The sequence below is a fragment of the Chitinimonas sp. JJ19 genome, assembly GCF_036961565.1.
Taxonomy (GTDB): domain Bacteria; phylum Pseudomonadota; class Gammaproteobacteria; order Burkholderiales; family Chitinimonadaceae; genus Chitinimonas.
The window spans coordinates 47,747-68,957 of sequence record NZ_JBAMDD010000013.1 but is presented as its reverse complement, the minus strand read 5'-3'; the positions used below and the strand labels follow the sequence as shown (position 1 = coordinate 68,957).

Annotated in this window: 18 protein-coding genes; 8 read left to right on the top strand and 10 right to left on the bottom strand. The window is 60.2% G+C overall.

The window, feature by feature from the left end; all coding sequences use genetic code 11:
• Positions 1-2: 2 nt before the first annotated feature.
• On the top strand, positions 3-773 hold the full coding sequence (locus V7714_RS15650) for a ParA family protein (RefSeq protein ID WP_335710543.1): 771 nt from the start codon (positions 3-5) through the stop codon (positions 771-773).
• Positions 770-1,675, top strand: a complete 906-nt coding sequence (locus V7714_RS15645; protein WP_335710542.1) for a hypothetical protein — start codon at positions 770-772, stop codon at positions 1,673-1,675. The genes V7714_RS15650 and V7714_RS15645 overlap by 4 nt, the downstream gene beginning before the upstream one ends.
• Before the next feature lie 212 nt (positions 1,676-1,887).
• Here the strand turns inward: V7714_RS15645 and V7714_RS15640 are convergent, their stop codons facing one another.
• Together V7714_RS15640 and dnaB are read right to left on the bottom strand one after the other, a co-directional pair.
• On the bottom strand, positions 1,888-2,682 hold the full coding sequence (locus V7714_RS15640) for a substrate-binding periplasmic protein (protein ID WP_335710541.1): 795 nt from the start codon (positions 2,680-2,682) through the stop codon (positions 1,888-1,890).
• A gap of 122 nt (positions 2,683-2,804) precedes the next feature.
• Positions 2,805-4,235 (bottom strand): replicative DNA helicase, encoded by a 1,431-nt coding sequence (gene dnaB / locus V7714_RS15635; protein WP_284196140.1) that lies wholly within the window; start codon positions 4,233-4,235, stop codon positions 2,805-2,807.
• Between the two features lie 77 nt (positions 4,236-4,312).
• Between dnaB and V7714_RS15630 the strand changes: the two genes are divergently transcribed.
• Both V7714_RS15630 and V7714_RS15625 read left to right on the top strand, forming a co-directional pair.
• The gene (locus tag V7714_RS15630) at positions 4,313-4,741 is read left to right on the top strand and encodes a type II toxin-antitoxin system RatA family toxin (protein WP_284196141.1); all 429 of its coding nucleotides are present in this window, start codon (positions 4,313-4,315) and stop codon (positions 4,739-4,741) included.
• On the top strand, positions 4,738-5,046 hold the full coding sequence (locus V7714_RS15625) for an RnfH family protein (protein ID WP_335710540.1): 309 nt from the start codon (positions 4,738-4,740) through the stop codon (positions 5,044-5,046). Before V7714_RS15630 ends, V7714_RS15625 begins: the two co-directional genes overlap by 4 nt.
• A gap of 87 nt (positions 5,047-5,133) precedes the next feature.
• Here V7714_RS15625 and V7714_RS15620 read toward each other — a convergent pair whose 3' ends face one another.
• Together V7714_RS15620 and V7714_RS15615 are read right to left on the bottom strand one after the other, a co-directional pair.
• Positions 5,134-5,550: a DUF4124 domain-containing protein gene (locus tag V7714_RS15620; protein ID WP_335710539.1), complete on the bottom strand. Its 417-nt coding sequence runs from the start codon at positions 5,548-5,550 to the stop codon at positions 5,134-5,136.
• Positions 5,547-7,085: a DNA recombination protein RmuC gene (locus tag V7714_RS15615; RefSeq protein ID WP_335710538.1), complete on the bottom strand. Its 1,539-nt coding sequence runs from the start codon at positions 7,083-7,085 to the stop codon at positions 5,547-5,549. The genes V7714_RS15620 and V7714_RS15615 overlap by 4 nt, the downstream gene beginning before the upstream one ends.
• Before the next feature lie 369 nt (positions 7,086-7,454).
• On the opposite strand from V7714_RS15615, the gene V7714_RS15610 reads away from it, so the two are divergent.
• Positions 7,455-8,012, top strand: a complete 558-nt coding sequence (locus V7714_RS15610; RefSeq protein WP_335710537.1) for an RBBP9/YdeN family alpha/beta hydrolase — start codon at positions 7,455-7,457, stop codon at positions 8,010-8,012.
• Positions 8,013-8,196: 184 nt separating this feature from the next.
• Here the strand turns inward: V7714_RS15610 and V7714_RS15605 are convergent, their stop codons facing one another.
• The 3 genes from V7714_RS15605 to V7714_RS15595 form a co-directional block, all read right to left on the bottom strand.
• Complete coding sequence (locus V7714_RS15605; RefSeq protein WP_335710536.1) at positions 8,197-9,780, bottom strand: methyl-accepting chemotaxis protein; 1,584 nt, start codon at positions 9,778-9,780, stop codon at positions 8,197-8,199.
• A gap of 231 nt (positions 9,781-10,011) precedes the next feature.
• Complete coding sequence (locus V7714_RS15600) at positions 10,012-10,464, bottom strand: Hsp20 family protein (protein WP_335710535.1); 453 nt, start codon at positions 10,462-10,464, stop codon at positions 10,012-10,014.
• Between the two features lie 575 nt (positions 10,465-11,039).
• The gene (locus tag V7714_RS15595; RefSeq protein ID WP_290334191.1) at positions 11,040-11,678 is read right to left on the bottom strand and encodes a TetR family transcriptional regulator; all 639 of its coding nucleotides are present in this window, start codon (positions 11,676-11,678) and stop codon (positions 11,040-11,042) included.
• 269 nt (positions 11,679-11,947) lie between these two features.
• Here V7714_RS15595 and V7714_RS15590 point away from each other — a divergent pair, with 269 nt between their 5' ends.
• Genes V7714_RS15590 through V7714_RS15580 form a run of 3 tightly spaced genes read left to right on the top strand, consistent with a single transcriptional unit; the run spans position 11,948 to position 17,765 of the window.
• Positions 11,948-13,180 carry an efflux RND transporter periplasmic adaptor subunit gene (locus V7714_RS15590; protein WP_335710534.1) on the top strand — a complete coding sequence of 411 codons (1,233 nt, stop codon included), beginning with the start codon at positions 11,948-11,950 and terminating at the stop codon, positions 13,178-13,180.
• A gap of 12 nt (positions 13,181-13,192) precedes the next feature.
• Positions 13,193-16,366: an efflux RND transporter permease subunit gene (locus V7714_RS15585; protein ID WP_335710533.1), complete on the top strand. Its 3,174-nt coding sequence runs from the start codon at positions 13,193-13,195 to the stop codon at positions 16,364-16,366.
• Entirely contained in the window at positions 16,356-17,765 is a 1,410-nt protein-coding gene (locus V7714_RS15580) for an efflux transporter outer membrane subunit (RefSeq protein ID WP_335710532.1), read from the top strand. Before V7714_RS15585 ends, V7714_RS15580 begins: the two co-directional genes overlap by 11 nt.
• Positions 17,766-17,868: 103 nt before the next feature.
• Here the strand turns inward: V7714_RS15580 and V7714_RS15575 are convergent, their stop codons facing one another.
• The 3 genes from V7714_RS15575 to V7714_RS15565 form a co-directional block, all read right to left on the bottom strand.
• Complete coding sequence (locus tag V7714_RS15575) at positions 17,869-19,566, bottom strand: methyl-accepting chemotaxis protein (protein ID WP_335710531.1); 1,698 nt, start codon at positions 19,564-19,566, stop codon at positions 17,869-17,871.
• 176 nt (positions 19,567-19,742) lie between these two features.
• Complete coding sequence (locus tag V7714_RS15570) at positions 19,743-20,327, bottom strand: PH domain-containing protein (RefSeq protein ID WP_335710530.1); 585 nt, start codon at positions 20,325-20,327, stop codon at positions 19,743-19,745.
• A gap of 42 nt (positions 20,328-20,369) precedes the next feature.
• On the bottom strand, positions 20,370-21,080 hold the full coding sequence (locus V7714_RS15565) for a substrate-binding periplasmic protein (RefSeq protein WP_335710529.1): 711 nt from the start codon (positions 21,078-21,080) through the stop codon (positions 20,370-20,372).
• Positions 21,081-21,211: the final 131 nt, after the last annotated feature.

The window sequence follows — 21,211 nt, the reverse complement described above, 5'->3', positions numbered from 1 at the left end:
GCATGACCATCATTGCCGTATTCAATCAGAAGGGTGGCGTAGGCAAGACCACCACCACCGCCAACCTGGCCGCCGCCATGGCCCGCAACGGGCTGGCGCCATTGGTGATCGACCTGGACCCGCAGGCCCACCTGACCAGCATGTCCGGCCTCACCCCAAAGGCCAACCGCACGGTCTACAGCTTCTACCAGAACCAGACGCCCCTATCGGAACTGGTGACCGAGTTGGGCAACCAGGTCAACCTGATTCCCTCGCATATGGAACTGGCCAAGGTCGATATGATGCTGACCCAGAACCGGCGCGACTTGCGGCGGCTGAAAAAAGCCATGGCAGATGAAATGCTGGCCGATAGCGATACCCCCGTCCTGATCGACTGCTGCCCCATGATCGGCGTACTGTCGCTCTCGGCGCTGATGGCAGCCGATGCCGTACTGGTACCCGTCACCGCCGAATACCTCGCGATGAACGGCGCCCAGCAGCTGGACCAGACCCTGAAAGGCCTGGCCACCAAGGGCCTCTATCGCCCTCGCAAGGTATTCATCAACCGCTACCAGCGCGGCCACCCCACCTCAGAGAAAGTCTCCCACGAACTGACCCGCCGCTATGGCAAGGACTTCTGCCGCACCCGCGTGTTCGAGAGCCAGAGCATTCTGGAAGGCGTAGGCAGCAATCAGGATGTTTTCAGTTTCGCCCCCGACTCGGAAAGCGCCGAGGACTTCAGCTACCTGTTGGACGAACTGATTGAATCCGGCTTCATCAAGGTGAGTTTGTGATAGTACGCATCCTGTTCGCTCTCAGTCTCATGGCCTCGGCCCTGGCGGCCGACGTGGACAAGCTATGGGACTACGACAAACCGGCGGTATCGGAAACCCGTTTTCGCAAAGCACTGGAACAAGCCCAGCAGGCCGGCGACGGCGCAACCGCGGGCGAACTCCTCACCCAGATCGCCCGTGCCCAAGGCCTGCAGGGCAACTTCCAGGCCGGCAATCTCACGCTCGACACCGTACTGCCCACCATGGGCCAGTTGCCACCCGCCGTCAGCGTGCGCTACCTGCTGGAACGCGGCCGCCTGATCAACTCAGCCGGCGAGCCCAAGAAAGCCTGGCGCTGGTTCCGCAACGCACTCTCGCTGGCACAGCGCCACAACCTGGACTTCTACACCATCGACGCCCTGCATATGCTGGGCATCGTCGATAGCGGCAAGGCCACGCTGGAATGGAACCAGCAAGCCATACAGCTGGCCGAAAAGAGCAGCGACATGCGCGCCAAGGACTGGCTGGGCTCGCTCTACAACAACCAGGGCTGGACCTACCACGACCAGAAAGACCTGCCCAAGGCGCTCGACTACCTGCGCAAGGCGCAGGCCTGGCACGAGGCGCACGGCAGCGGTAAATCACTGCTGGTAGCCCGCTGGAGCGTGGCCAAGGTACTGCGCGAAAGCGGCGAAGTGGAACGCGCCCTGACCATCCTGCTGGACCTGGAACGCGCCTGGCAGCGCCAGGGAGAGGAAGATGGTTACGTCTACGAGGAAATCGGCGAGAACCTGCTACTGACCGGCCGCCGCGACGAGTCCCGCAACTACTTCGCCCGCGCCCTTGCCGTGCTATCCAAGGACGAATGGCTGGTCAAGGCGGAACCGGCACGGATGCAACGGCTGCGGCAGCTGGCGCAGTAGCGTCATACCAGACGGCAAGCCCCAGCAACCTTGCACCGGCGCCGTCTACAGCTAGGTCGGCCTTAGCAAAGCGGTGCCTGCCGCATGGGGCGGATAGAAATACCAGGGCCCCATCGAACTGCTGAGCTACTCGGGGTTCACGGCAACCTCGTCAGCCCACCCAGGCACCACAGACCCCGCATTGCACCGCATACAGCCGTCGTCGAGCGTAGCTACTTCAAATACCTCGCCACAATCGCCTGCGCCTCGCCGCTACGGTGCTGTTGCGCCAGCTCCCTGTCCAGATCAGCAATAAATGCCTTCTGTGTAGCGTCAGTTTCGCCTGGGCCGAATACCACATGGGCCGATTCGCTGGAGAGCGTCATTGTTTCGCGCAGGTCCAACGCAGCCATCGACGCCTTGATGCGAGGATCGCGCTGCAGGCGCTTGAAGTTCCAGAGGATGGAAAGCCGGTCATTGACATAGCAATGGGTCTTGCCCGCCGCCAGCGCCAGCAGGTTTTCCTCGTTGCCTTTGAACTGCGTGACCCTGATCGCACCGGATTGCCTGGCCTGCACAAACACATCGCTCATGGCAAAGCCCTGGTTGATGCCTATACGCAGGTCACCATAGTCCCGGGGCCAATCTGTTCGGGGTGATTGCAATACCTGCTGCCTGCAGAATACCGCCACATGCTCCAGCTGCAGCGGGGCAGAGTAATGCTTGATATAAGCTCGCTCAGACCGACGGTAGGAGGCAAACAAGCCAAAAATCCGCCCCTGCGCCAGCTCTGCCAAGCCCCGCTCCCAAGGGATGGGCCGCAGCTCCACCTGGTATTGCTTGAGCCTGGCCACAGCTGCCCGAACCTGGTCCACATAGATGCCCTTCAAGCGCCCCTGCTCGACATAGGAGTAAGGGGGAAACGCCTCATCCGCATAGAGCACAATGGGCGCAGCCTGGCAGGTGGTGGCGTACAGCCACAACGGCACGGTCAGCAGCGTACGCCGGGTGGTCGTGCTACACACCATGCATCACCCCATCAAGTCGCAAATAGACGCGGCATGGCATACCCAGTCCGGCTGGGTAACAGACCGTAGCACCGCCACCGCAAACGGGTAGGACAACACCACAGGCATCTTATCCGCAGCCATCATTCCCCAGACGACCAGCCGCCACCTGGCAACGCCGCATTCTCGAAGCGCGACCAATGGCCCAGGAAGGTCAGCTTGACCACACCCGTCGGGCCGTTACGATGCTTGCTAACGATGATCTCGGCCAAGCCCTTATCGGGCGAATCCGGGTTGTAGTACTCGTCCCGGTACAGAAACATGATCAAGTCGGCATCCTGCTCAATGGCGCCCGATTCCCGCAAGTCAGACATCATGGGACGCTTGTTGGGCCGTTGTTCCACCGAACGGCTCAACTGCGACAGGGCAATTACCGGTACCCGTAGCTCCTTGGCCAGGCCCTTGAGCGAGCGGGAGATTTCACCCACTTCGGTAGCCCGGTTCTGATCCTTGCCCGAGCCCGACATCAGCTGTATGTAGTCGATGACGATCAGGCCCAGCTTGCCGTCGAACTGCCGCGCCAGGCGGCGGGCGCGGGCGCGTAGTTCCAGCGCCGTCAGGCCTGGCGTTTCGTCGATAAAGATATTGGCCTCAGAGAGCTTGCCGGCGGCATAGGTCAGCTTCTGCCAATCGTCATCCTCCAGCCGGCCAGTCTTGATCTTGTGCTGATCCAGCCGCCCTACCGAACCGATCATACGCATGGCCAGTTGCGCACCGCCCATTTCCATCGAGAAGATCGCCACCGGCAAGGCCGAATCGATAGCCACATTCTCGGCGATGTTGACCGAAAAGGCCGTCTTACCCATGGAAGGCCGCCCGGCCACAATGATCAGGTCACCGGGCTGCAAGCCCGATGTCTTGCCATCCAGGTCAGAGAAACCGGTAGGTGTCCCGGTCACCTCATCAGGGTTGTCGCGGCTGTACAGTTCATCAATCCGGGTGACCACCTCTTTGAGCAACTGTGGCATGCCCAGAAAACCCTGCTTGCCACGGGCAGACTGCTCGGCAATCTCGAACACCTTGCCTTCAGCCTCATCCAGCAGCTGTGCCGCTTCGCGGCCACGGGGGCTATAGGCGGCATCGGCAATTTCGGTACCGATAGCGGCCAACTGCCGCATGATGGAGCGCTCGCGCACGATCTCGGCATAGCGCTTGATATTGGCGGCACTGGGTACGTTCTGCGCCAGGCTGGCCAGGTAGCTCAGGCCACCCACATAGGCCAGCTGGCTAGCATTGTCCAGCGATTCTGCCACCGTCACCGCATCCGCCGGGCGGCCGGTTTCCACCAACCGCGACACATGGCGGAAGATCACACGATGGTCGTCACGGTAGAAGTCCGGCTCGGTAATCGCGTCCGCAATCCTGTCCCAGGAACCATTGTCGATCAGCAGGCCGCCCAATACCGACTGCTCCGCCTCCACCGAGTGCGGCGGTGTGCGGATGGCAGCTACCTGCGGGTCCAGCGACAATTCATGGTCGCCAAAATCCTGTATGTCTTCTTGATTGAATTGCATGTAACCCTGTTGAAACTTAGGATACGCGACCTTATGCCGCGAACTAGGCTGGTATTCTACCAGTCGCGACCACACCCATGCCCCAAGTCCGTAAATCCGTCCTCGTGCCCTACCCGGCCAAATTGATGTTCGACCTGATCGATCGGGTCGAGGATTACCCACAGTTCCTGCCCTGGTGCGGCCAGACCCAGATCCACCTGCGTGATCACGACTGGACCGTCGCCACCATAGGCATAGACTACCTGGGTCTGAAATCGGCATTCACCACCGAAAACCGCAAGCAGGCCGACCTTATCAGCATGGAGCTGAAAGACGGCCCTTTCCGGGCGCTCACCGGAGCATGGCGCTTCCACGCGCTGGCGGACGACGCCTGCAAGATAGAATTCGAGCTTGACTACGAGTTTTCCAGCCGCACGCTGGAAAGCCTGGTCGGCCCAGTATTCAGCAAGATAGCGGGCACCTTTGTCGATGCCTTCGTCAAAGAGGCAGACAGGCGGCACGGATGAGCACGATGATCAGCATAGAAGTAGCCTACGCCCGGCCAGATACGCAGGCTATCGTTGCCCTGAACCTGCCCGCAGGCAGCACGATCGCCACCGCCATCACCGCATCGGGCCTCACCGAACGCTTTACCGAGCTATCGCAGGCCAAGCTGACAGCCGGTGTGCATGGTCATGTCAGAGCGCTGGATACCCCGCTGCGGGAAGGCGACAGGGTGGAAATCTACCGCCCCCTGATCGCCGACCCCAAAGATGCCCGCCATCGCCGGGTAGCCCTGGGCAAAACCATGAAACGGGACGACGGCGCCTAGCGAGCCCGGCGGGGCCACGACGAAGCAGAGACCTTGCACGGGCGCCAACACCTCGCCGGCGCCCTAGCTATTCCACCTTGGCGGCGCTTAATTACTGCCCTTGCATACCCGCTGCTGAGCCTTGGTATTCTCGGCAATCTTCGCCTGGCGCTCCGCCTCCGGCATCTTCACATTCTTGCCGTCCGGCCCGGTGGTAAAAACCTCCTTGGCGCCCAGTGCCTTCAAGTTGGCATTGGCATTGGCGCACAGCACCTTGGCCTCCTCCGCCGTCGGTACACCAGCCTGTATCACATTGCCCTTGCCCGCTGCCTGGGGTGGCGCCACCTGCACCACGCCAGCCGGTGAGCGCAGCTTCATCTGCTCACTCTTCACCATGGCGGGCGGCTGATCGCCGTACTGCACCTGGCCATTGGCGTCGACCCACTTGTACACCTTGGCGTGCGCCAGGGTGGCTGCCAGGGCCACGCCTACCAGGCACAGGCCACGTACATTCGTCATGCTCATATCAATTCCTCACTGCTGGCTGCCTCAAGCGGCAGGGTCTCCGTTGCTTCGTGCTCAAACCGCACATGCTCGATCTCGACAAAACGCTTGCTGATCTTCTCACTGCTGATCTGTACCTGCTGCGCATCCTCATGCGCCTGGCGGATATGCGTAGCCAAGTTCTTCATGCGCGTATCAAACCGGCGGAAGTCTTCCGACAAGCGCGACAGCGCCGCCTTGATAATATGCACCTGTTGACGCGTTTCCACATCCTTGATGACAGCACGCGCCGTATTGAGCACGGCCATCATGGTGGTCGGCGACACAATCCACACCCGCTTGCCCATGGCGTACTGCACCAGGTCGGGATGGTAGGCATGGATCTCGGCAAAAACCGCCTCGGCCGGGATAAACATCACGGCACCATCCGCCGTCTCACCCGCCACGATGTATTTGTCGCTGATGGCGTCGATATGTTTCTTCACATCCACCTTGAACTGCCGCTGCGCCATCAAGCGCTCGGATTCCACACTGGTACCGAACATCCTGTGATAGTTCTCCAACGGGAACTTGGAATCCACTGCGACCGTTCCAGTCGGCTCCGGCAACTTCAGTATGCAGTCCGCCCGGGTGCCATTGCTCAGCACCGCCTGCAACTGGTAGCAGGAAGCCGGCAGCACATTGCTCACCAGATGCTCCAGCTGCACCTCGCCAAAAGCCCCACGCGAGCGCTTGTCGCCCAGCAACTCCTGCAGGCTCACCACATTGCTGGTCAAGCCATCTATCTTCTTCTGCGCCTCGTCTATCGTCGCCAGGCGCGCCATCACGCTGGCAAAGGTCTCATTGGTCTTCTTGAAGCCCTCATCCAGCCGCTCGCTTACCTTGCCCGAAATCTGCTCCAGCCGCTTGTCCACCCCCTCGCTCAGCAAGGTAATCGACTGAGTCAACTGCTCGGTGGTGCGGCGCAGGGTATTGAGTAACAGCTCCTGCTGCGCCCGTCCCTGCTCACCCACCTGCTTGCCCACCGATTCCAGCACCTCGGTGCGCAAGGCATCCTGCTTTTGCTGCACAGTCTGCGAAATCTCAGCCAGTTGCTTGGCTATGGCCTCCCGGCTGTCGGCCAGAGCCTGGGCCTGCGTCAGCTGCATCGATTGCAAGGCTGCCGTCTGGGCAATCTGCGCCGCCTGCAGTGCCTCGGTCTGGGTCGCCCTCAGGCTGTCCAGGCCTACCCGGGTGTCTTTCAGCTCCGCCCCCACCGATTCGCGCAAGCGATCAAACGACTGCCCCACGCTATCACGCAGGCGCTCGCCCGATTCGGTCACGCTGTTCCGCAAACGCTCACTCTGCTCGGCAAATCCATGGCTCAATGCCTCAGATTGCCGCTGCAAACCACCATGCAAATCATTGAGCATGGCCCTGTGCTTCTCTTCCAGCTGGGCAGACAACAAATCCAGCGTGGTGCGCTGTGACTGGGCCAACTGCCCCAACCGCACCACCACCAGAATGCCCGCCAACAGCACAACCACCGCCACGATGCCAAACAGCAGTTCAACCATGTAGATATTCCAAAAGCATGTTCATTGAGCGCGATGATACGCCGAGTCAGGCCTGCCGTATGGAAGACCGCACAGCCGGCGTCGCCCATAAATTCCAAATCGATCTAAAAAAACAATTCCAATTTCCTATTTGAGATTTACCGATACCGGCATCATGCCCAGCAACAGCACCAAGGGTACACATACTGTGCTTGATAAGCCCCGCCCAGGGCACTATCAGAAACCTCAGCGCGCCGATGGGGGCCGACCCATGCAAGACAAGGGCAGCCCCGTAGCGCGATGAAAGTGTGGTTGCCGAAAGCGCCCCAGCCATAATGAGACTGCCGATTGGCAGCCATTCGCTCACCTCCAACCCGATAGGCGGAGCCCATGCCCACCATGCCTCCCTTAGTGCTACACCCAGGCTGGCAAAATTCCGGCCCCGAACACTGGCAAAGCCACTGGCAAACCAGCCAGCCCGGCAGCAGCCGCGTCCCACAGACCGATTGGGACCACCCCAACCTGAACGACTGGATACAGACGCTGGATAGGCACCTGGCCCAGCAAGCTCAGCCCGTACTACTGGCCTGCCACAGCCTGGGCTGCCTCACCCTGCTGCACTGGCTCGCCCACTACCCGCAGCATCAACACCGCGTTGCCGGCGCCCTGCTGGTTGCCCCGGCCGACGTCGAACGCGACCACGCCCCGGCCGAGATACAAGGCTTCGCACCTATACCCCATCAGCGGCTACCTTTTCCCAGCATCGTGGTCGCCAGCGACAACGACCCCTATTGCCAGCTGGCGCGTAGCCAGCAATTTGCGCAACAATGGGGCTCCGGCTTTTACTTGCTCACTGGCGCAGGCCATATCAATGCCCAAAGTGGGCTGGCCGACTGGCCCGAGGGGTTGGCCTTGCTGCAGGGGATTGCGAGAGACATCAGTGACTAAGCAAGTATGGGGCGAGTGACCGTATTGGGAGCGCTTAACCCAAGAGTCGTCTTGTTTTCCGCACTTCCTAAACAGCCGATGGAATGCAAATAGCGCACCCCATTGATTGTTCAGCAAAAGCGGCCATATCGAGTCTGCGCCCCTTTCCTTACTTGATGCTTGATGGGCACCGCTACGTTGCTTGCTACAAGCTACGCTCGAAATGCTTGACCAGCAGGTGCAGCTCTCCGGCCGTCTCCGATAGCTGCTCCACCGAGCCACCAGCAGCCCCCATGCTATTGCTGTTCTCTTCGGTCAAGGCACTCATGCGCTCCATGCTACGCGCAACCTCACCCGAGGCCTGGCTTTGCTGGCTCAGCATATTGGCAATATCCTGGGCCGAGGCTGACACCGCCTCGCTGGAAATCTTGATCGCATCCAGCGCAGCATGGCTTTGATGAATATAGCGGGTGCTCTCCTCCACCTTGCCTGTCGCAAGTTGCATGGCCGATAGCGCAGTATTGGTCTGGCCCACGATGCGGTCTATGGTAGTGGCGATTTCGGCAGTACTTTGCGTGGTACGTTCAGCCAACTTGCGCACCTCGTCCGCCACCACCGCAAAACCACGCCCGGTTTCACCTGCCCTTGCCGCTTCGATGGCGGCATTGAGGGCCAGCAGATTCGTCTGATCGGCAATTTCCTTGATGGTCAGGGTCACTTTGTTGATGGCCAGGACCTCTTGGCTCAATTGATCGATGACGTTCTGCGCACCGTGTACCCGTTCCACCAACTCATGACTAACCGACAGGGTTGAACGCATGGCCCCCACCCCCTCCCCCACCAGCGTCATGGTGGTCTGGGCATGGTGTGAGCTGCGTGTGGTTGCTTCAGATATTTCATTCACCGAGACCGACAACTGCTCCAATGCCGCCGCCACACTGGCAATCCCATCGGACTGCTGATTGCCTCGATGCACTACATCCGCCACCTCCTGGTTTACCGAGCGGGACTGATCACTGACGCTGTCCGCTGCCGAGACCACGTCGGACATGATGGCGCGCAAATTGATCTGCATGGACTTAAGGCCGTTCAGCAACTGTCCATATTCACTGGCGGCATCGGTATCCAACTCAAAACGAAAGTCGCCCTCAGATAGCTTACGCAAGGCCAAGTCGGCACGCTGCAACGGCACTTGCATGCCCAACCATGTCCAGATGCCCAAACCGGTCGCGACAACAAGGCCTGCCAAGGCTGTCAGCCAGAACGGGCTACCCAGCATAGGCAAGCCATCCATCAGTAGTACCGGTACCAGCGCCAGTGCAAGCATACGGGCTGCCATGGGTATACGCCGTGGTGCACGCGTAGCAGGAAACGCCTGCTGCTTCTGGTTGATGGCGCGGTAAAGCGCATCGGTGCGTCTGACCTCGGCGGCATCAGGTCGGTTGCGAACCGACATATAACCCACTTTCTGCCCCTGCTCATACAGCGGGGTAGCATAGGCCTCTACCCAATAGTAATCGCCATTCTTGCAGCGGTTCTTAACCAGTCCTCGCCAGGGCAAATCCGACTGAAGCGTACGCCACATATCGGCAAAGGCTTCAGGTGGCATGTCCGGATGGCGGACAAGATTATGTGAGCTCCCCAGCAGTTCATCTTTCTGGAAACCACTGATCTCGATGAATGCCGGATTGACGTAGCGGATGATGCCTTTCAGGTCGGTCTTGGTGACCACTGGGCGCTTAGGGTCGAGATGATGCTCCACCTCGGTGACAGGCAAGTTTTTTCTCATTTAGCCAGTTCCGGTTGAGGTTAAGCCCGGCGCGCTTCCTCCAGCATGCCATGGCTTAATAAGCCTATAGCCAGTAGGGATATATACAAGGCCTATCTCCGCGCTCACCTCGGCAATCGCAGTAGCCCCCTTATCCGCATGAGTACCGCCTCAACAGCCGCAGCCTAGCAAAACGACTATGGCCGGGAAACTCCCGGCCATAGTGCTATCCATCAACCCGCAGCTTAGGTCTTATGCAACCTTGCGCTCCAGCATATGCACGTTATCGCCATCAATGGCGATCTTTCGCGGTTTCAGCACCTCAGGGATCTCGCGCACCAGCTCGATATTGAGCAGGCCATTCTCGAGACCGGCGCTGACCACCTTTACATGATCAGCCAGGCGGAAGCGGTGCTCGAAGTCGCGGGTGGCAATACCCCTGTGCAGAAAGGTCGGCTTGGCATCGGCGCGTTGCTTGCGACCAACCACCTTGAGCGTGTCGCGCTCTATCTCGATATCCAGTTCGCTGCGGTCAAAACCGGCCACCGCCATCGAGATGCGGTATTGATCATCCCCCAGCAACTCGATGTTGTAGGGGGGATAGCTGGGCTGGGCATCATTGCGCAGCGCTTCATCCATCATGTGTGCCAGGCGGTCATAGCCTATGGCGGAACGATACAGTGGGGAGAAGTCGAAGTTTTGCATGGTTCATATCCTCTGATAGCAAGCGATATCGGTTGTTGGCGGGCCTCCGTTGAGCACCCGCAAGAGGAAGATATGAACGCGTTTTCGGATTTCAAGCGTGATCTTTTCAAAAACCCTGATAGCCCTAAGGTGCTACCAGCACCTTGCCGCTGCAGCCATATAAAAAGGCGATAACCGTTGCCGATCACCGCCTTTTTTCAACTATCCAGCCCGCGTGTCGGGCCGGTTTCACGTATCAGAATCTATACCCATCTATGCACCACTTACCGTCGCCATCGGCGCCAAATTGGCCAGGCCTTGCTGCAACGGATGCGAGGTCCTCCTCCTCTTGGTGTTCCTTAGCGCTGCCGTGATGATTTCATCTACTGACATGTCACTACGAGATGGAATATATCCTGACGTGATCATTTGCGAATCCTCCGTTTGGGGGAAAACACGCACTATTTCTACACAGTACGCGGTCAGATAGGCCTTTGCCCGCCCGGTGTTCCTGCAAGCTACTGACAACACGTTGTCAGTAGCCCCGGTGCAGACTGCAGCCAAACAGACCGGGGGAAACACAGATGGCCGTAGGCTTACTCGACTTTGGCAGGCGGTGGTGGTGCGTGTTGCAGGCCGGCATAAAAGGTTTGCATCAACCATTCGGCCTGGTCGGCAAGGTTGAACTCGCGCAGCTCCAGCCACTCGCGTATGCAGCCTATCAAGTAGCTGTTCAGGGCAAAGGCAGCCAAGTCGCAGTTCACATGGGCAGGAATCTGCCCCAGGCGCTGTGCGGCCTGCAGCACCGTGCTCAATTGGCGTCGGCACCGGGCAGCGCGTTCAGCTTCTTCGGCCATGACCTCAGCCACCACGTCGCACAGCTCTGTCTTGAACAGAATGATCTCGAATACCCGCGTGGTGCGGCTGTCATTGGCCACCAGGCAGAGTATGCGGGCACCGTCGCGTGTCAGCTGTCCCAGCGGGTCGGGGCCGGGATCAGCCACCTGGGCGTCCAGCATGGCCTGCATGGGCAGCGACACCCTGTCACACATGGCAGTGAAGATGGCCGTCTTGTTATCGAAGTGCCAATACACCGCCCCTCGCGTCAGACCTGCATCACGTGCGATATCGTCGAGGGTGGCGCGGCTCACCCCTTTTGCATGGAAAACCCGCTCAGCTGCATCCAGCAGCTGCTCACGCGTTTCCGCCGCCTGTTCCTTGGTTCGTCTAGCCATAGCCAATTATATATTGCCGTACCGCCAAAGAAATTAATAACCCTGGCGTCAGCAGTGTTTACAAACATACGTGTATGTATCTAAAATCCGCTCCTACGTCAAATCCGGCAGGCGGGCTACACGGTGCAGCGCCAACTGTATCGTGGGGGAAATACACACTGTCGCTTGGCGGTAGCGGCCTGTGCTACCTATGCTGCCTATCTACCGCCATTGCATCCGGGCCCGCCAGCCCCAGCGCTTTCTTTTCTTAGTATCGCGAGGACTTACCCATGCACGCCTCACGCACCATCCCCTCCTTACCCTATGCCAAGCGCCTGGCGCCGGTACTGATACTCAGCGGCCTGCTGGCTGCCTGCGGCCAGGCGCCACAGCAAGGCGGTGGCGGTTTTCCGCCCCCCATGGTCACCTACCAGACCCTGGTGGCGGGCGATGTCCCGGTGGATTTCGAGTATCCCGGCCAGACTGCCGGCTCGCGTGAAGTCGAGATCCGCGCGCGGGTCAGCGGTATCGTTGACAAGCGCCTGTACACCGAAGGCAGCCAGGTCAAGGCCGGCCAGCCCTTGTTCCGTATCGACCCTGCCCCGTTTGCCGCTGCCGCCGCTGCGGCAGACGCCAATGTGACCACCGCAGAAGCCCGACTCAAGCAGGCTGAGCGCGATTACAACCGGCTCAAGCCGCTGATCGAGTCCAAGGCCGTCAGCCAGCAGGAATACGACAACGCCGCCTCCGCACTGGATATTGCCCGCGCCAGCCTGAAAGCGGCCCAGGCCCAGGCACGGGCCAGCAATATTGATCTTGGCTACACCGATGTGCGTGCTCCCATTAGCGGTGCCATCGGTCGTGCACTGAAGGTTGAAGGAGCCTTGGCCAATGCCCAGGGTGACAGCCTGCTGGCTACCATGGCCCAGACCGATCCCATCCATGTGAACTTCGCCATCTCGGAAGCCGATCACAGCCGGGTGGCGGCCGAGCTGGAAGCCGGTAGCCTGAAGCTGCCTGAGGGCGGCTACGTGGTGAAGCTGAAGACGGCCGGTGGCCAGTGGTTGAAGCAGACCGGCAAACTGGACTTCAGCGATTACAAGGCCGACAACAATACCGGCGCCTATTCCAGTCGGGCTGAACTGGCCAACCCCAAGGGTGAACTGAGCCCCGGCCAGTTTGTACGTGTGCTGCTCAGCGGCGCCACCCGCCCCAATGCCATTGCCGTACCCCAGCGCGCCGTGCTGGATGGCCCGCAGGGCAAGTTTGTCTACACCGTAGGCGCAGGCAAGGATGGCAAGCCCGCTGCCGTGCCTGCTCCCGTCGTCGTCGGCGACTGGGTAAGGCTGGATGGCAAAGAGCCGAATGGCTGGGTGATCAAGCAAGGCCTGAAGGCCGGCGACAAGGTCATTGTAGATGGCATGGCCCGCATCTTCTTCCCCTTCGCCCCTATCGTGCCGCAAACCGCCGAAGAAGCCGCCAAGGCAGCCGCAGCCCAACACGCGCCAGCTGCCAAGCAATAAGGGACCTGACCCATGTTTTCACGCTTCTTTATCGACAGGCCCATCTTCGCCTTCGTGATCTCCATTTTCATGGTGCTCGCGGGTCTGGCGGCGATGCGCGCCCTGCCTATCGCGCAGTACCCCGAGATCGCCCCGCCGGTGGTCACCATCCGCGCCTTCTATCCGGGTGCTTCGGCAGAAACCATCGCCGAGACGGTGGCCGCTCCCATCGAGAACGCAGTAACCGGGGTGGAGGGCATGATGTATATGTCGTCCACCTCCACCTCGAATGGTGCAGTGGAAATCACCGTCACCTTCGAAATCGGCACCAACCCTGATACCGCTGCGGTAAACGTCAACAACCGGGTAAAGCAGGCTGATGCCCGCCTACCAGAGGAAGTCCGCCGCCAGGGCGTATCTGTCGAGAAGGGCTCGTCCGCCTTCCTCCAGGTGCTGGCTTTCTACTCGCCTGATGGCCGCTACACCGATCTTTATACGTCGAACTACATCACGCTCAATGTGCTGGATTCGATCAAGAAGATACCGGGTACCACCAGCGTGCAGATCTTCGGTGCCAAGGACTACGCCATGCGTATCTGGCTCAAGCCAGACCGCATGACCCAGCTCAAGGTTACTGTGCCGGAGGTCGCGGCAGCGCTGGCCGAGCAGAATGCCCAGTTCGCCGCAGGCAAGATTGGCCAGTCGCCTACCGGTGGCGGGCAGGAAATGGTTTACACCGTGACCGCCAAGGGCCGCCTGGCGAGCGAGGCCGAGTTTGAGAATGTCATCATTCGCTCCAATAGCGACGGTAGCCAGCTGCGCCTGAAGGATATTGCCCGCATCGAGCTGGGTTCCAAGGATAACGACTTCAACGGTACCTATAACGGCAAACCTGCCGTGCTGATGGGCGTATTCCTGCAGCCTGGCTCCAACGCCCTGCAAGTGGGTGACGAAGTCAAGGCCGCCATTGCCAAGGCAGCCGAAAGCTTTCCGCAGGGCATGACCTATGCCATTCCTTACGACACCACGCGCTTTGTGGAAGTGTCGATCAAGGAAGTGGTGAAGACGCTGGCAGAAGCCATGGTGCTGGTGTTCCTGGTGGTATTCCTGTTCCTGCAGAACTGGCGCGCTACCCTGATACCGACCCTGGCCGTACCGGTATCCCTGATTGGTACCTTCGCCGGCCTGCATATGCTGGGGTACTCCATCAACACGCTCACGCTGTTCGGCATGGTGCTGGCCATCGGTATCGTGGTGGATGACGCCATCGTGGTGCTGGAGAACGTCGAACGCATCATGCATGAGCAGCATCTGCCTGCCCGTGAAGCAGCTATCCTGGCCATGAAGGAAGTGACCGGCCCGGTGATCGCCATCGTGTTGGTGCTATGTGCCGTGTTTGTGCCGATTGCCTTCCTGGGTGGCCTGACCGGTGAGCTGTACCGCCAGTTTGCCGTCACAATCTCCATTGCCGTGGTGCTCTCAGGCATCGTCGCGCTGACCATGACCCCCGCCCTGTGCGTGCTGATGCTCAAGCGCGAGCACAAGCAAACTGCGCGCTTCTTCCTCTGGTTCAACGACTGGTTCCATCGCATGACCGGTCACTACATCGGTGGCGTGACCTTCTTCATGAAGCGTTCGCTGCTGGGTATCTTCCTGTTCCTGGGCATGGTGGCCATCACCGTGGGCATGTTCAAGCTCACCCCTGGCTCCTTGGTGCCGGATGAAGACCAGGGCTACTACATCGGTGCGGTGTTCCTGCCCGATGGCGCCTCGCTGGAGCGCACCGACAAGGTGGTGAAGGAAGTCATCGCCGCGATCCAGTCCAACCCAGCCAACGAACACGTCATGGCTTTCAGCGGCATGGACTTCATCGGTGGCGGCTTCAAGAACAACGCGGCAACCATCTTTGTCAGCCAGAAGCACTGGGACGAACGCAGCGTCAGCACTCAGGAGCTGGTGGGCGAGCTGTTCATGAAGACCGGCGGCATCAAGGAGGCGCTGGTGCTGGCCTTCAACCCGCCCGCCATCTTTGGCCTGGGCAATACAGGCGGCTTTGAAGTCTATCTGCAGAACCGTGGCGAAGGCGGCAGCAAGAAGCTGGTCGAAGCCATGGGCCCGCTGATGGGTGCATCCCACCAGAGCACCGTGCTCGCTGGCGGCGGCGGCCTGCAAACTCTGTGGAAGCCCAATGCGCCGCAACTGTATGTGGATGTGGATCGCGACCGCGCCAAGGCACTGGGGGTATCGCTCAATGATGCCTTCAATACCCTGGCCGGCACCTTGGGCACCTATTACGTGAACGACTTCAACAAGTACGGTCGCGCCTGGCAGGTGTTGATGAGTGCCGACAACCAGTATCGCAAGCGTCCCGAAGACATAGGCCGCATGTATGTGAAGAACCAGCGTGGCGAAATGGTGCCGCTATCGGCCTTTGCCAAGGTGGAATACACCTCCGGCCCCGATACCGTGGACCGCTACAACAACCTGCCGGCCGTCAAGCTGATGGGGAATGCTGGCCCTGGGTACTCGTCTGGTCAGGCCATTGCGGAGTTCGAGACCCTGGCCAAGAAGATGTTGCCGGCTGATGTGAGCTATGAATGGACCGGCGCCGCTTACCAGGAAAAAAAGGTCTCCAGTGCTGCCCTACTGGCGCTGGGCCTGGCCGTCATCATGGTGTTCCTGATCCTGGCAGCACAGTATGAGAAATGGTCCCTGCCCTTGTCCGTGTTGCTGGCCGTACCGTTCGGTATCTTCGGCGCCCTGGTGGCGGTGAAGCTGCGCGGCTACACCAATGACGTGTACTTCCAGATCGGCCTGTTTACCCTGATAGGCCTGGCAGCCAAGAACGCCATCCTGATCGTGGAGTTTGCGGTGATGAAGCATCACGAGGGCTACCCTGTGGCGGCTGCCGCCATCGAGGCCGCCCGACTGCGCTTCCGCCCCATCATCATGACCTCCATGGCCTTCATCCTGGGCGTGCTGCCGCTGGCCATCAGCAGCGGCGCGGGCGCCGGAGCACGTACCTCGGTAGGTACAGGCGTGGTGGGTGGCATGATAGCGGCCACCTTCCTGGCCATCTTCTTTGTGCCGCTGTTCTACAAGCTGATTACCGACCAACGTATCCGGACCACAGCAGACGAGCTGATCCCGCCCAAGTCCGAGAGCGAATATGGCATCGTTGAAGGAGATCATCGCGATGAAAAGTAAGCTGAAACCTGCGCTGATCGCGCTGGTGGTGGCAGCCGGCCTGGCCGGTTGCGCCACCACCCCGCCTCCGGTATTCGAGCTACCGCAACATCAGACCGAAACAGCCCCGGCCGAGCTATCTGCCTGGTGGACGCAGTTCAACGACCCTACGCTGAACGCACTGGTGACCGAGGCACTGGCCCACAACGCCGATGTACTGACTGCCCTGCAAGGGGTGGATCAATCCAAGGCGACCCTGAGCCAGGCCCGTGTGGCCTTGCTGCCCGATATCAACCTGGGCCTCAACGCCACCCGCCGCAATCCCAGCGACGAAACCGCTCAGCCTGGGCAGAACGGCACCTCGACGGTATACAACGGTGGTGTCTCGATATCGTATGAGATCGACCTTTGGGGACGCGTCTGGAAAGCCAAGGATGCAGCGCTGGCCAATGTTCTGGCCAGCCAGTATGCCCGTGAAGCGACCCGTGCTGCCGTAGCAGCACAGACCGCCAGAAGCTACTTTGCCCTGCTGGCGCTCGATGCCGATGTCGCCCTGCTGACACAGACCCTGGCCACCCGTGACGAAGCCTTGAAGCTGCAGCAAAAGCGGGTTACCGCAGGCGCTGCCAGCGATTACGAGCTGAAGCTGACGGAGTCGGAGCGCGCTGCAGTCGCAGCGGCATTGCCCCAGGCCATTGCAGCCCGAGAGCAAGCCGAAGCCTCGCTCGCAGTATTGCTGGGCCGCAGCCCCAAGGAAGTGGTGGAAGGTCGTGTGGCACGCGGCGCAGGGCTGGAAGCACTCAGCCAGGCACCCGAGATTCCGGCTGGCTTGCCGGCTGACCTGCTGACTCGCCGGCCTGATGTACGCCGTGCCGAGGCACAGCTGGCTGTAGCAGAGGCCAGTCTGGGTGAAGCACGCCGCCGTTACTTCCCCAGCCTTAGCCTGAGCGGTTTCTTTGGCGGCGAAAGCCTGGAGCTGAGCAATCTGTTCGATAGCCCAGCCCGCACCTGGAACGCAGCGGGCGCCCTGTTGCAGCCGCTGGTAGGCATGGCCCGCATAGACGCACAGGTTGCGGCAGCCAAGGCCAGCCGCAATACCGCCGAGATTGCCTATGCCCAGGCCGCCCGTGCTGCCTATGGTGATGCCCGCGCCGCACTGGTGGGCCATCGTTCGGCACGCGAGGCACTGGTCGCCACACAGCAGCGCGCCGATAGTCAGAACAAGGTCAAGGAATTGACTGACAAGCGCTACAAGGCTGGCGTCAGCAGCTATCTCGATCAGCTCAATGCCGAACGCGACCGCTTGGCTGCCGAACGTGATCGCGTCACGGCCCTGCAAAACCGGGTCAACTCGCTGGTCGCGGTTTACCAGGCCTTGGGTGGTGGCTGGAGCAGCGACACACTGGCCCAATCCCAGTAGCACGCGTCGTAGTACGAAAAGCCGCCCAATCTTGCGATTCGGGCGGCTTTTTTTGGCCTGACCGCAGGCAACCAGCGCTGGCTGCTGAGGCGCCTGGCTGCGTTCAGACCTTGAACCGATCCATGGCTGCCTCCTGGCTACTGGCCAAGGCCTTAAGCTTCTCTGCCGACTCGGCCGCCACCCCCACCAAGCGCATACTCAGTTCAGCCATGCGCGCCATCTGCTCCATGTTCTGCGCTATGGTCTGGCTGGCCGTGCTCTGCTCATTGGTGGCCGTGGCAATTTCGCTGATATGTCTACCTGCGGTCAACGCGGCAGAATTGATCTCGCCCAAGGAACTGGCGGCTCTCCGCGTGTAATCGGAACACCGTCCTGTCAAATCGCCATGGTGCGCCATGGTATCGGTGGCATTGCGGGTTTCGCTTTCTATGGCCGCTATCGTCGCGGTGATTTCCTGGGTGGCCAGGGTGGTACGCTCTGCCAGCTTGCGCACCTCATCGGCCACCACAGCAAAACCTCTACCCTGTTCCCCTGCCCGTGCCGCCTCAATGGCGGCATTCAAGGCCAGCAGATTGGTCTGGTCGGCGATCTCCCGTATGGTGCCGGCAATCTTGCCTATCTCGGCCGAACGCTGCCCCAACTGCCCCACCACCTTCGCCATGGTGCCGGTAGCCTCGGCCAGCCTATCCATCTCGCCAGCCGCCTCGCTGGCGACCGAACCACCGCCAGTAGCCAGCTCGCACGTCGTCCGCGATTGTCCTGCTGCTTCCCGCGCCTCACCGGCAACATGGCCTATGCTGGTACCCATCTGCTCCACCGCTGCGCTGACAGCTTCGGCCAACTGGCTTTGCTGCATGGCGGCCGCCCTGGCTTCGGTGGCTGCATGGGCCAGTTGCATCGATTCACGCAGCACTTCACTGGCTTCACCATGCATATCGACCACCACACTGCGAAAATGCGCCAGCAAGGTATTGAACGAGCGCGCCACCATGGCAATCTCGCCCTCGCCATTGACCGGCATGGCAACGGTGAAATCTCCCGTTACCACAACTTGGTCAGCACGCCTGGCCAGCTCTTGGGCAGTATGCGAAATACGTCGCGCCACCAGAGCCGCCACGCTACCAATGGCAAAAAAGCCAGCCAGCACCGCCAAGCCGACGCTACCTATACCTTGGTCTATTTTCCCGGCCAGCTCATCTACCGGCACAGTCACCTGGACCACCCCGCGTACATCCCCTACTTTCCAATCCTTCTTGGGCGAGTCGGGCCGGGCGTTATGGCAGGCCACGCAGCCCTCCTGCATCCTGTCGGCGACGGCATATCGCGCATAGGTCTTGCCATCACGCTTCTCTATGATGGCCTGCGGTACATCCGGGGCTTTCTCCAGCGCCTCCAGCGACTTCAGCTCAAACGCATCGTACTTTTCGGTGGGTGCCCGGTTCGGGAAGGGAAAGCGGCTGTATAGCCGTATCGACATGCCGGGATGGTCTTTCTCTATGCTCTCCCCCAACGTTTTTACCAGGGTTGCCGGCAGGGGTAGCGTCCCCTCGGTGGTGGCAAAATCAAAGTTCAACTGCATCCCCGCCTTCTTGGCGCGCGATGCAATCTCCTTGGTGTAGAAGGCCCTTAGCGTTGTCGTCTGGCTAGCTACCGCCTGGGCAGTACGTATGCCGGCCGCCTCTACCGTGCGCTCGCGGACATGGCTGAGTATGGCCATAACCAGCAACAGGACGGCAATGCCCGCCAATACCACAGGTATCAGCAATTGCCTGGCCAAACTACCTTTGCTGAAGGCAAACATGGAGGCCTCCCTTGTATGTCGGGCTGCTACCGCAAAATAATATATTCCATGTTTAGACCATAATCAGCGCCTTCACCTCTCCGTCAATCGGCAACTTCCGACTCCCCTGCATTCGTAAAGAAATGGGGGGGATGAACCGATGCGTTCGCCGTTAGGTTACGCCCTGGGTTAACCAGCTAGCCGGTGGTATCAATATCTGGCCTGCGGTCCAGGTGCTGCACTACTCGGTCCAGATTGGCGGCAATCTGCCTCAGCAATATCAGTTGCTCGTCTGCGGTCGTTGCTTTTGGCTGGTCGCGGCTACGTCGCAAAGCATCGCGCGTGGCCAATATCTGGGTGCGGAACTGATGCGCGCCGATGATGCCGATCAACTGCATTTCACCATTGGCGTTCGTGCTCTGCCCCGCTGTTTCGAAGCGAAGCAAGGACAGATTGAACTGCCGCAGTATCGGGCCTTCGATAAAGGTCACATCCTGGATGTTTTCCAGGGGTATGGTCTTCTCCACCTGGAACAATATGCCCTTGCGGAAACGCAAGGTACGGCTATCCAGCTCGCAGTCCAGCTTGTCGTAATAGTGGCGTGCCCACCACTGCCCCACGCCACAGAACCAGATAACGGCCAGCGGGATGCCCACCACGGTGATCAGCAGCAGAAAACCCACATAGCAAACCAGATAGGGACGGATCAAGGTATTGAATACGGCACGCACCGGCACCTCGGCCGGGGTGGCTGAGGCTGGGACAGCTTGAATAGAGGACATAGGTTGAAATGCTCCAGGCTAGAACTGCAGGAGCATAGCCGATCAACCGCCTTCCAGCAGGCGCTTGTAACTGCCATCAGCCTTGAGCAGTTTCAGGCCTTGATTAAAGCGCGCCAGCAAAGCTGCGGAGCCTGGGTTGTTGCGTGGTGCAATCAGCGCCAGCTCAACAACCTGCACCGGCTCAGCGGCCCGCTCGAAACGCCCAGACAATGCCACATCCTCGCTGACCTTGCTCATCAAGGCCTCCAGCGCGGTAAACCCATCCACCCGCCCTGCAGCCACCATCCGCATGCACCCGGCCAGGTCAGCTGGTCGCTCCAGCCTGAACTCGCCCCGGCTGACAGCCACTGTCACACTGCTTTGTGCAGGTGACTCCCAGCCGTGGGGCACACAGAGCGAACGCCCTTTAAGCGCATCAGGATTACCGAGGTCAAACTGCTTGCCCGGCAAGGTGTACAGATAGCTCCCACCCTTGAAGATGGGCGCGGAATAATGGAACGCCAGCTCCCGCTCGGGGGTATGGATATAGGGAAAAGTGGCTAGGTACTGGCCACCCAGCACCATGACATAACCACGTTTCCAGGGCAGTACATCTATCCTGGGCGTCTCGCCCACCCGCTCGAATGCCGCACGCACCACCCGCACGGCAATACCGCCGCCGGGCATGGCCGTATCAGCAAATGGCGGATAATCAGTGCCCGTGACCAAAGGCAGGGGCGGGCCGGCATGGGCACCGACAGATAACAGCAGCAAGAGGGTGCTGCCGGGCTTCCACCTGGAGAATATTTTTATCATGTCCTACCCGTTTTAGCCGACCCGCTGCAGGGCAGCAAGCCCCGACTTGGGCGGGTAGGCCTCGGGTTCAGCACCATGCCATGTCGTAG

What these genes read in the sequence shown, in the direction of transcription:
- V7714_RS15650 (WP_335710543.1), top strand. Translation starts at nt 3, where the DNA reads ATGACCATCATTGCCGTATTCAATCAGAAGGGTGGCGTAGGCAAGACC.
- V7714_RS15640 (WP_335710541.1), bottom strand. Translation starts at nt 2,682, where the DNA reads ATGGTGTGTAGCACGACCACCCGGCGTACGCTGCTGACCGTGCCGTTG.
- dnaB (WP_284196140.1), bottom strand. Translation starts at nt 4,235, where the DNA reads ATGCAATTCAATCAAGAAGACATACAGGATTTTGGCGACCATGAATTG.
- V7714_RS15630 (WP_284196141.1), top strand. Translation starts at nt 4,313, where the DNA reads ATGCCCCAAGTCCGTAAATCCGTCCTCGTGCCCTACCCGGCCAAATTG.
- V7714_RS15625 (WP_335710540.1), top strand. Translation starts at nt 4,738, where the DNA reads ATGAGCACGATGATCAGCATAGAAGTAGCCTACGCCCGGCCAGATACG.
- V7714_RS15620 (WP_335710539.1), bottom strand. Translation starts at nt 5,550, where the DNA reads ATGAGCATGACGAATGTACGTGGCCTGTGCCTGGTAGGCGTGGCCCTG.
- V7714_RS15615 (WP_335710538.1), bottom strand. Translation starts at nt 7,085, where the DNA reads ATGGTTGAACTGCTGTTTGGCATCGTGGCGGTGGTTGTGCTGTTGGCG.
- V7714_RS15610 (WP_335710537.1), top strand. Translation starts at nt 7,455, where the DNA reads ATGCCCACCATGCCTCCCTTAGTGCTACACCCAGGCTGGCAAAATTCC.
- V7714_RS15605 (WP_335710536.1), bottom strand. Translation starts at nt 9,780, where the DNA reads ATGAGAAAAAACTTGCCTGTCACCGAGGTGGAGCATCATCTCGACCCT.
- V7714_RS15600 (WP_335710535.1), bottom strand. Translation starts at nt 10,464, where the DNA reads ATGCAAAACTTCGACTTCTCCCCACTGTATCGTTCCGCCATAGGCTAT.
- V7714_RS15595 (WP_290334191.1), bottom strand. Translation starts at nt 11,678, where the DNA reads ATGGCTAGACGAACCAAGGAACAGGCGGCGGAAACGCGTGAGCAGCTG.
- V7714_RS15590 (WP_335710534.1), top strand. Translation starts at nt 11,948, where the DNA reads ATGCACGCCTCACGCACCATCCCCTCCTTACCCTATGCCAAGCGCCTG.
- V7714_RS15585 (WP_335710533.1), top strand. Translation starts at nt 13,193, where the DNA reads ATGTTTTCACGCTTCTTTATCGACAGGCCCATCTTCGCCTTCGTGATC.
- V7714_RS15580 (WP_335710532.1), top strand. Translation starts at nt 16,356, where the DNA reads ATGAAAAGTAAGCTGAAACCTGCGCTGATCGCGCTGGTGGTGGCAGCC.
- V7714_RS15575 (WP_335710531.1), bottom strand. Translation starts at nt 19,566, where the DNA reads ATGTTTGCCTTCAGCAAAGGTAGTTTGGCCAGGCAATTGCTGATACCT.
- V7714_RS15570 (WP_335710530.1), bottom strand. Translation starts at nt 20,327, where the DNA reads ATGTCCTCTATTCAAGCTGTCCCAGCCTCAGCCACCCCGGCCGAGGTG.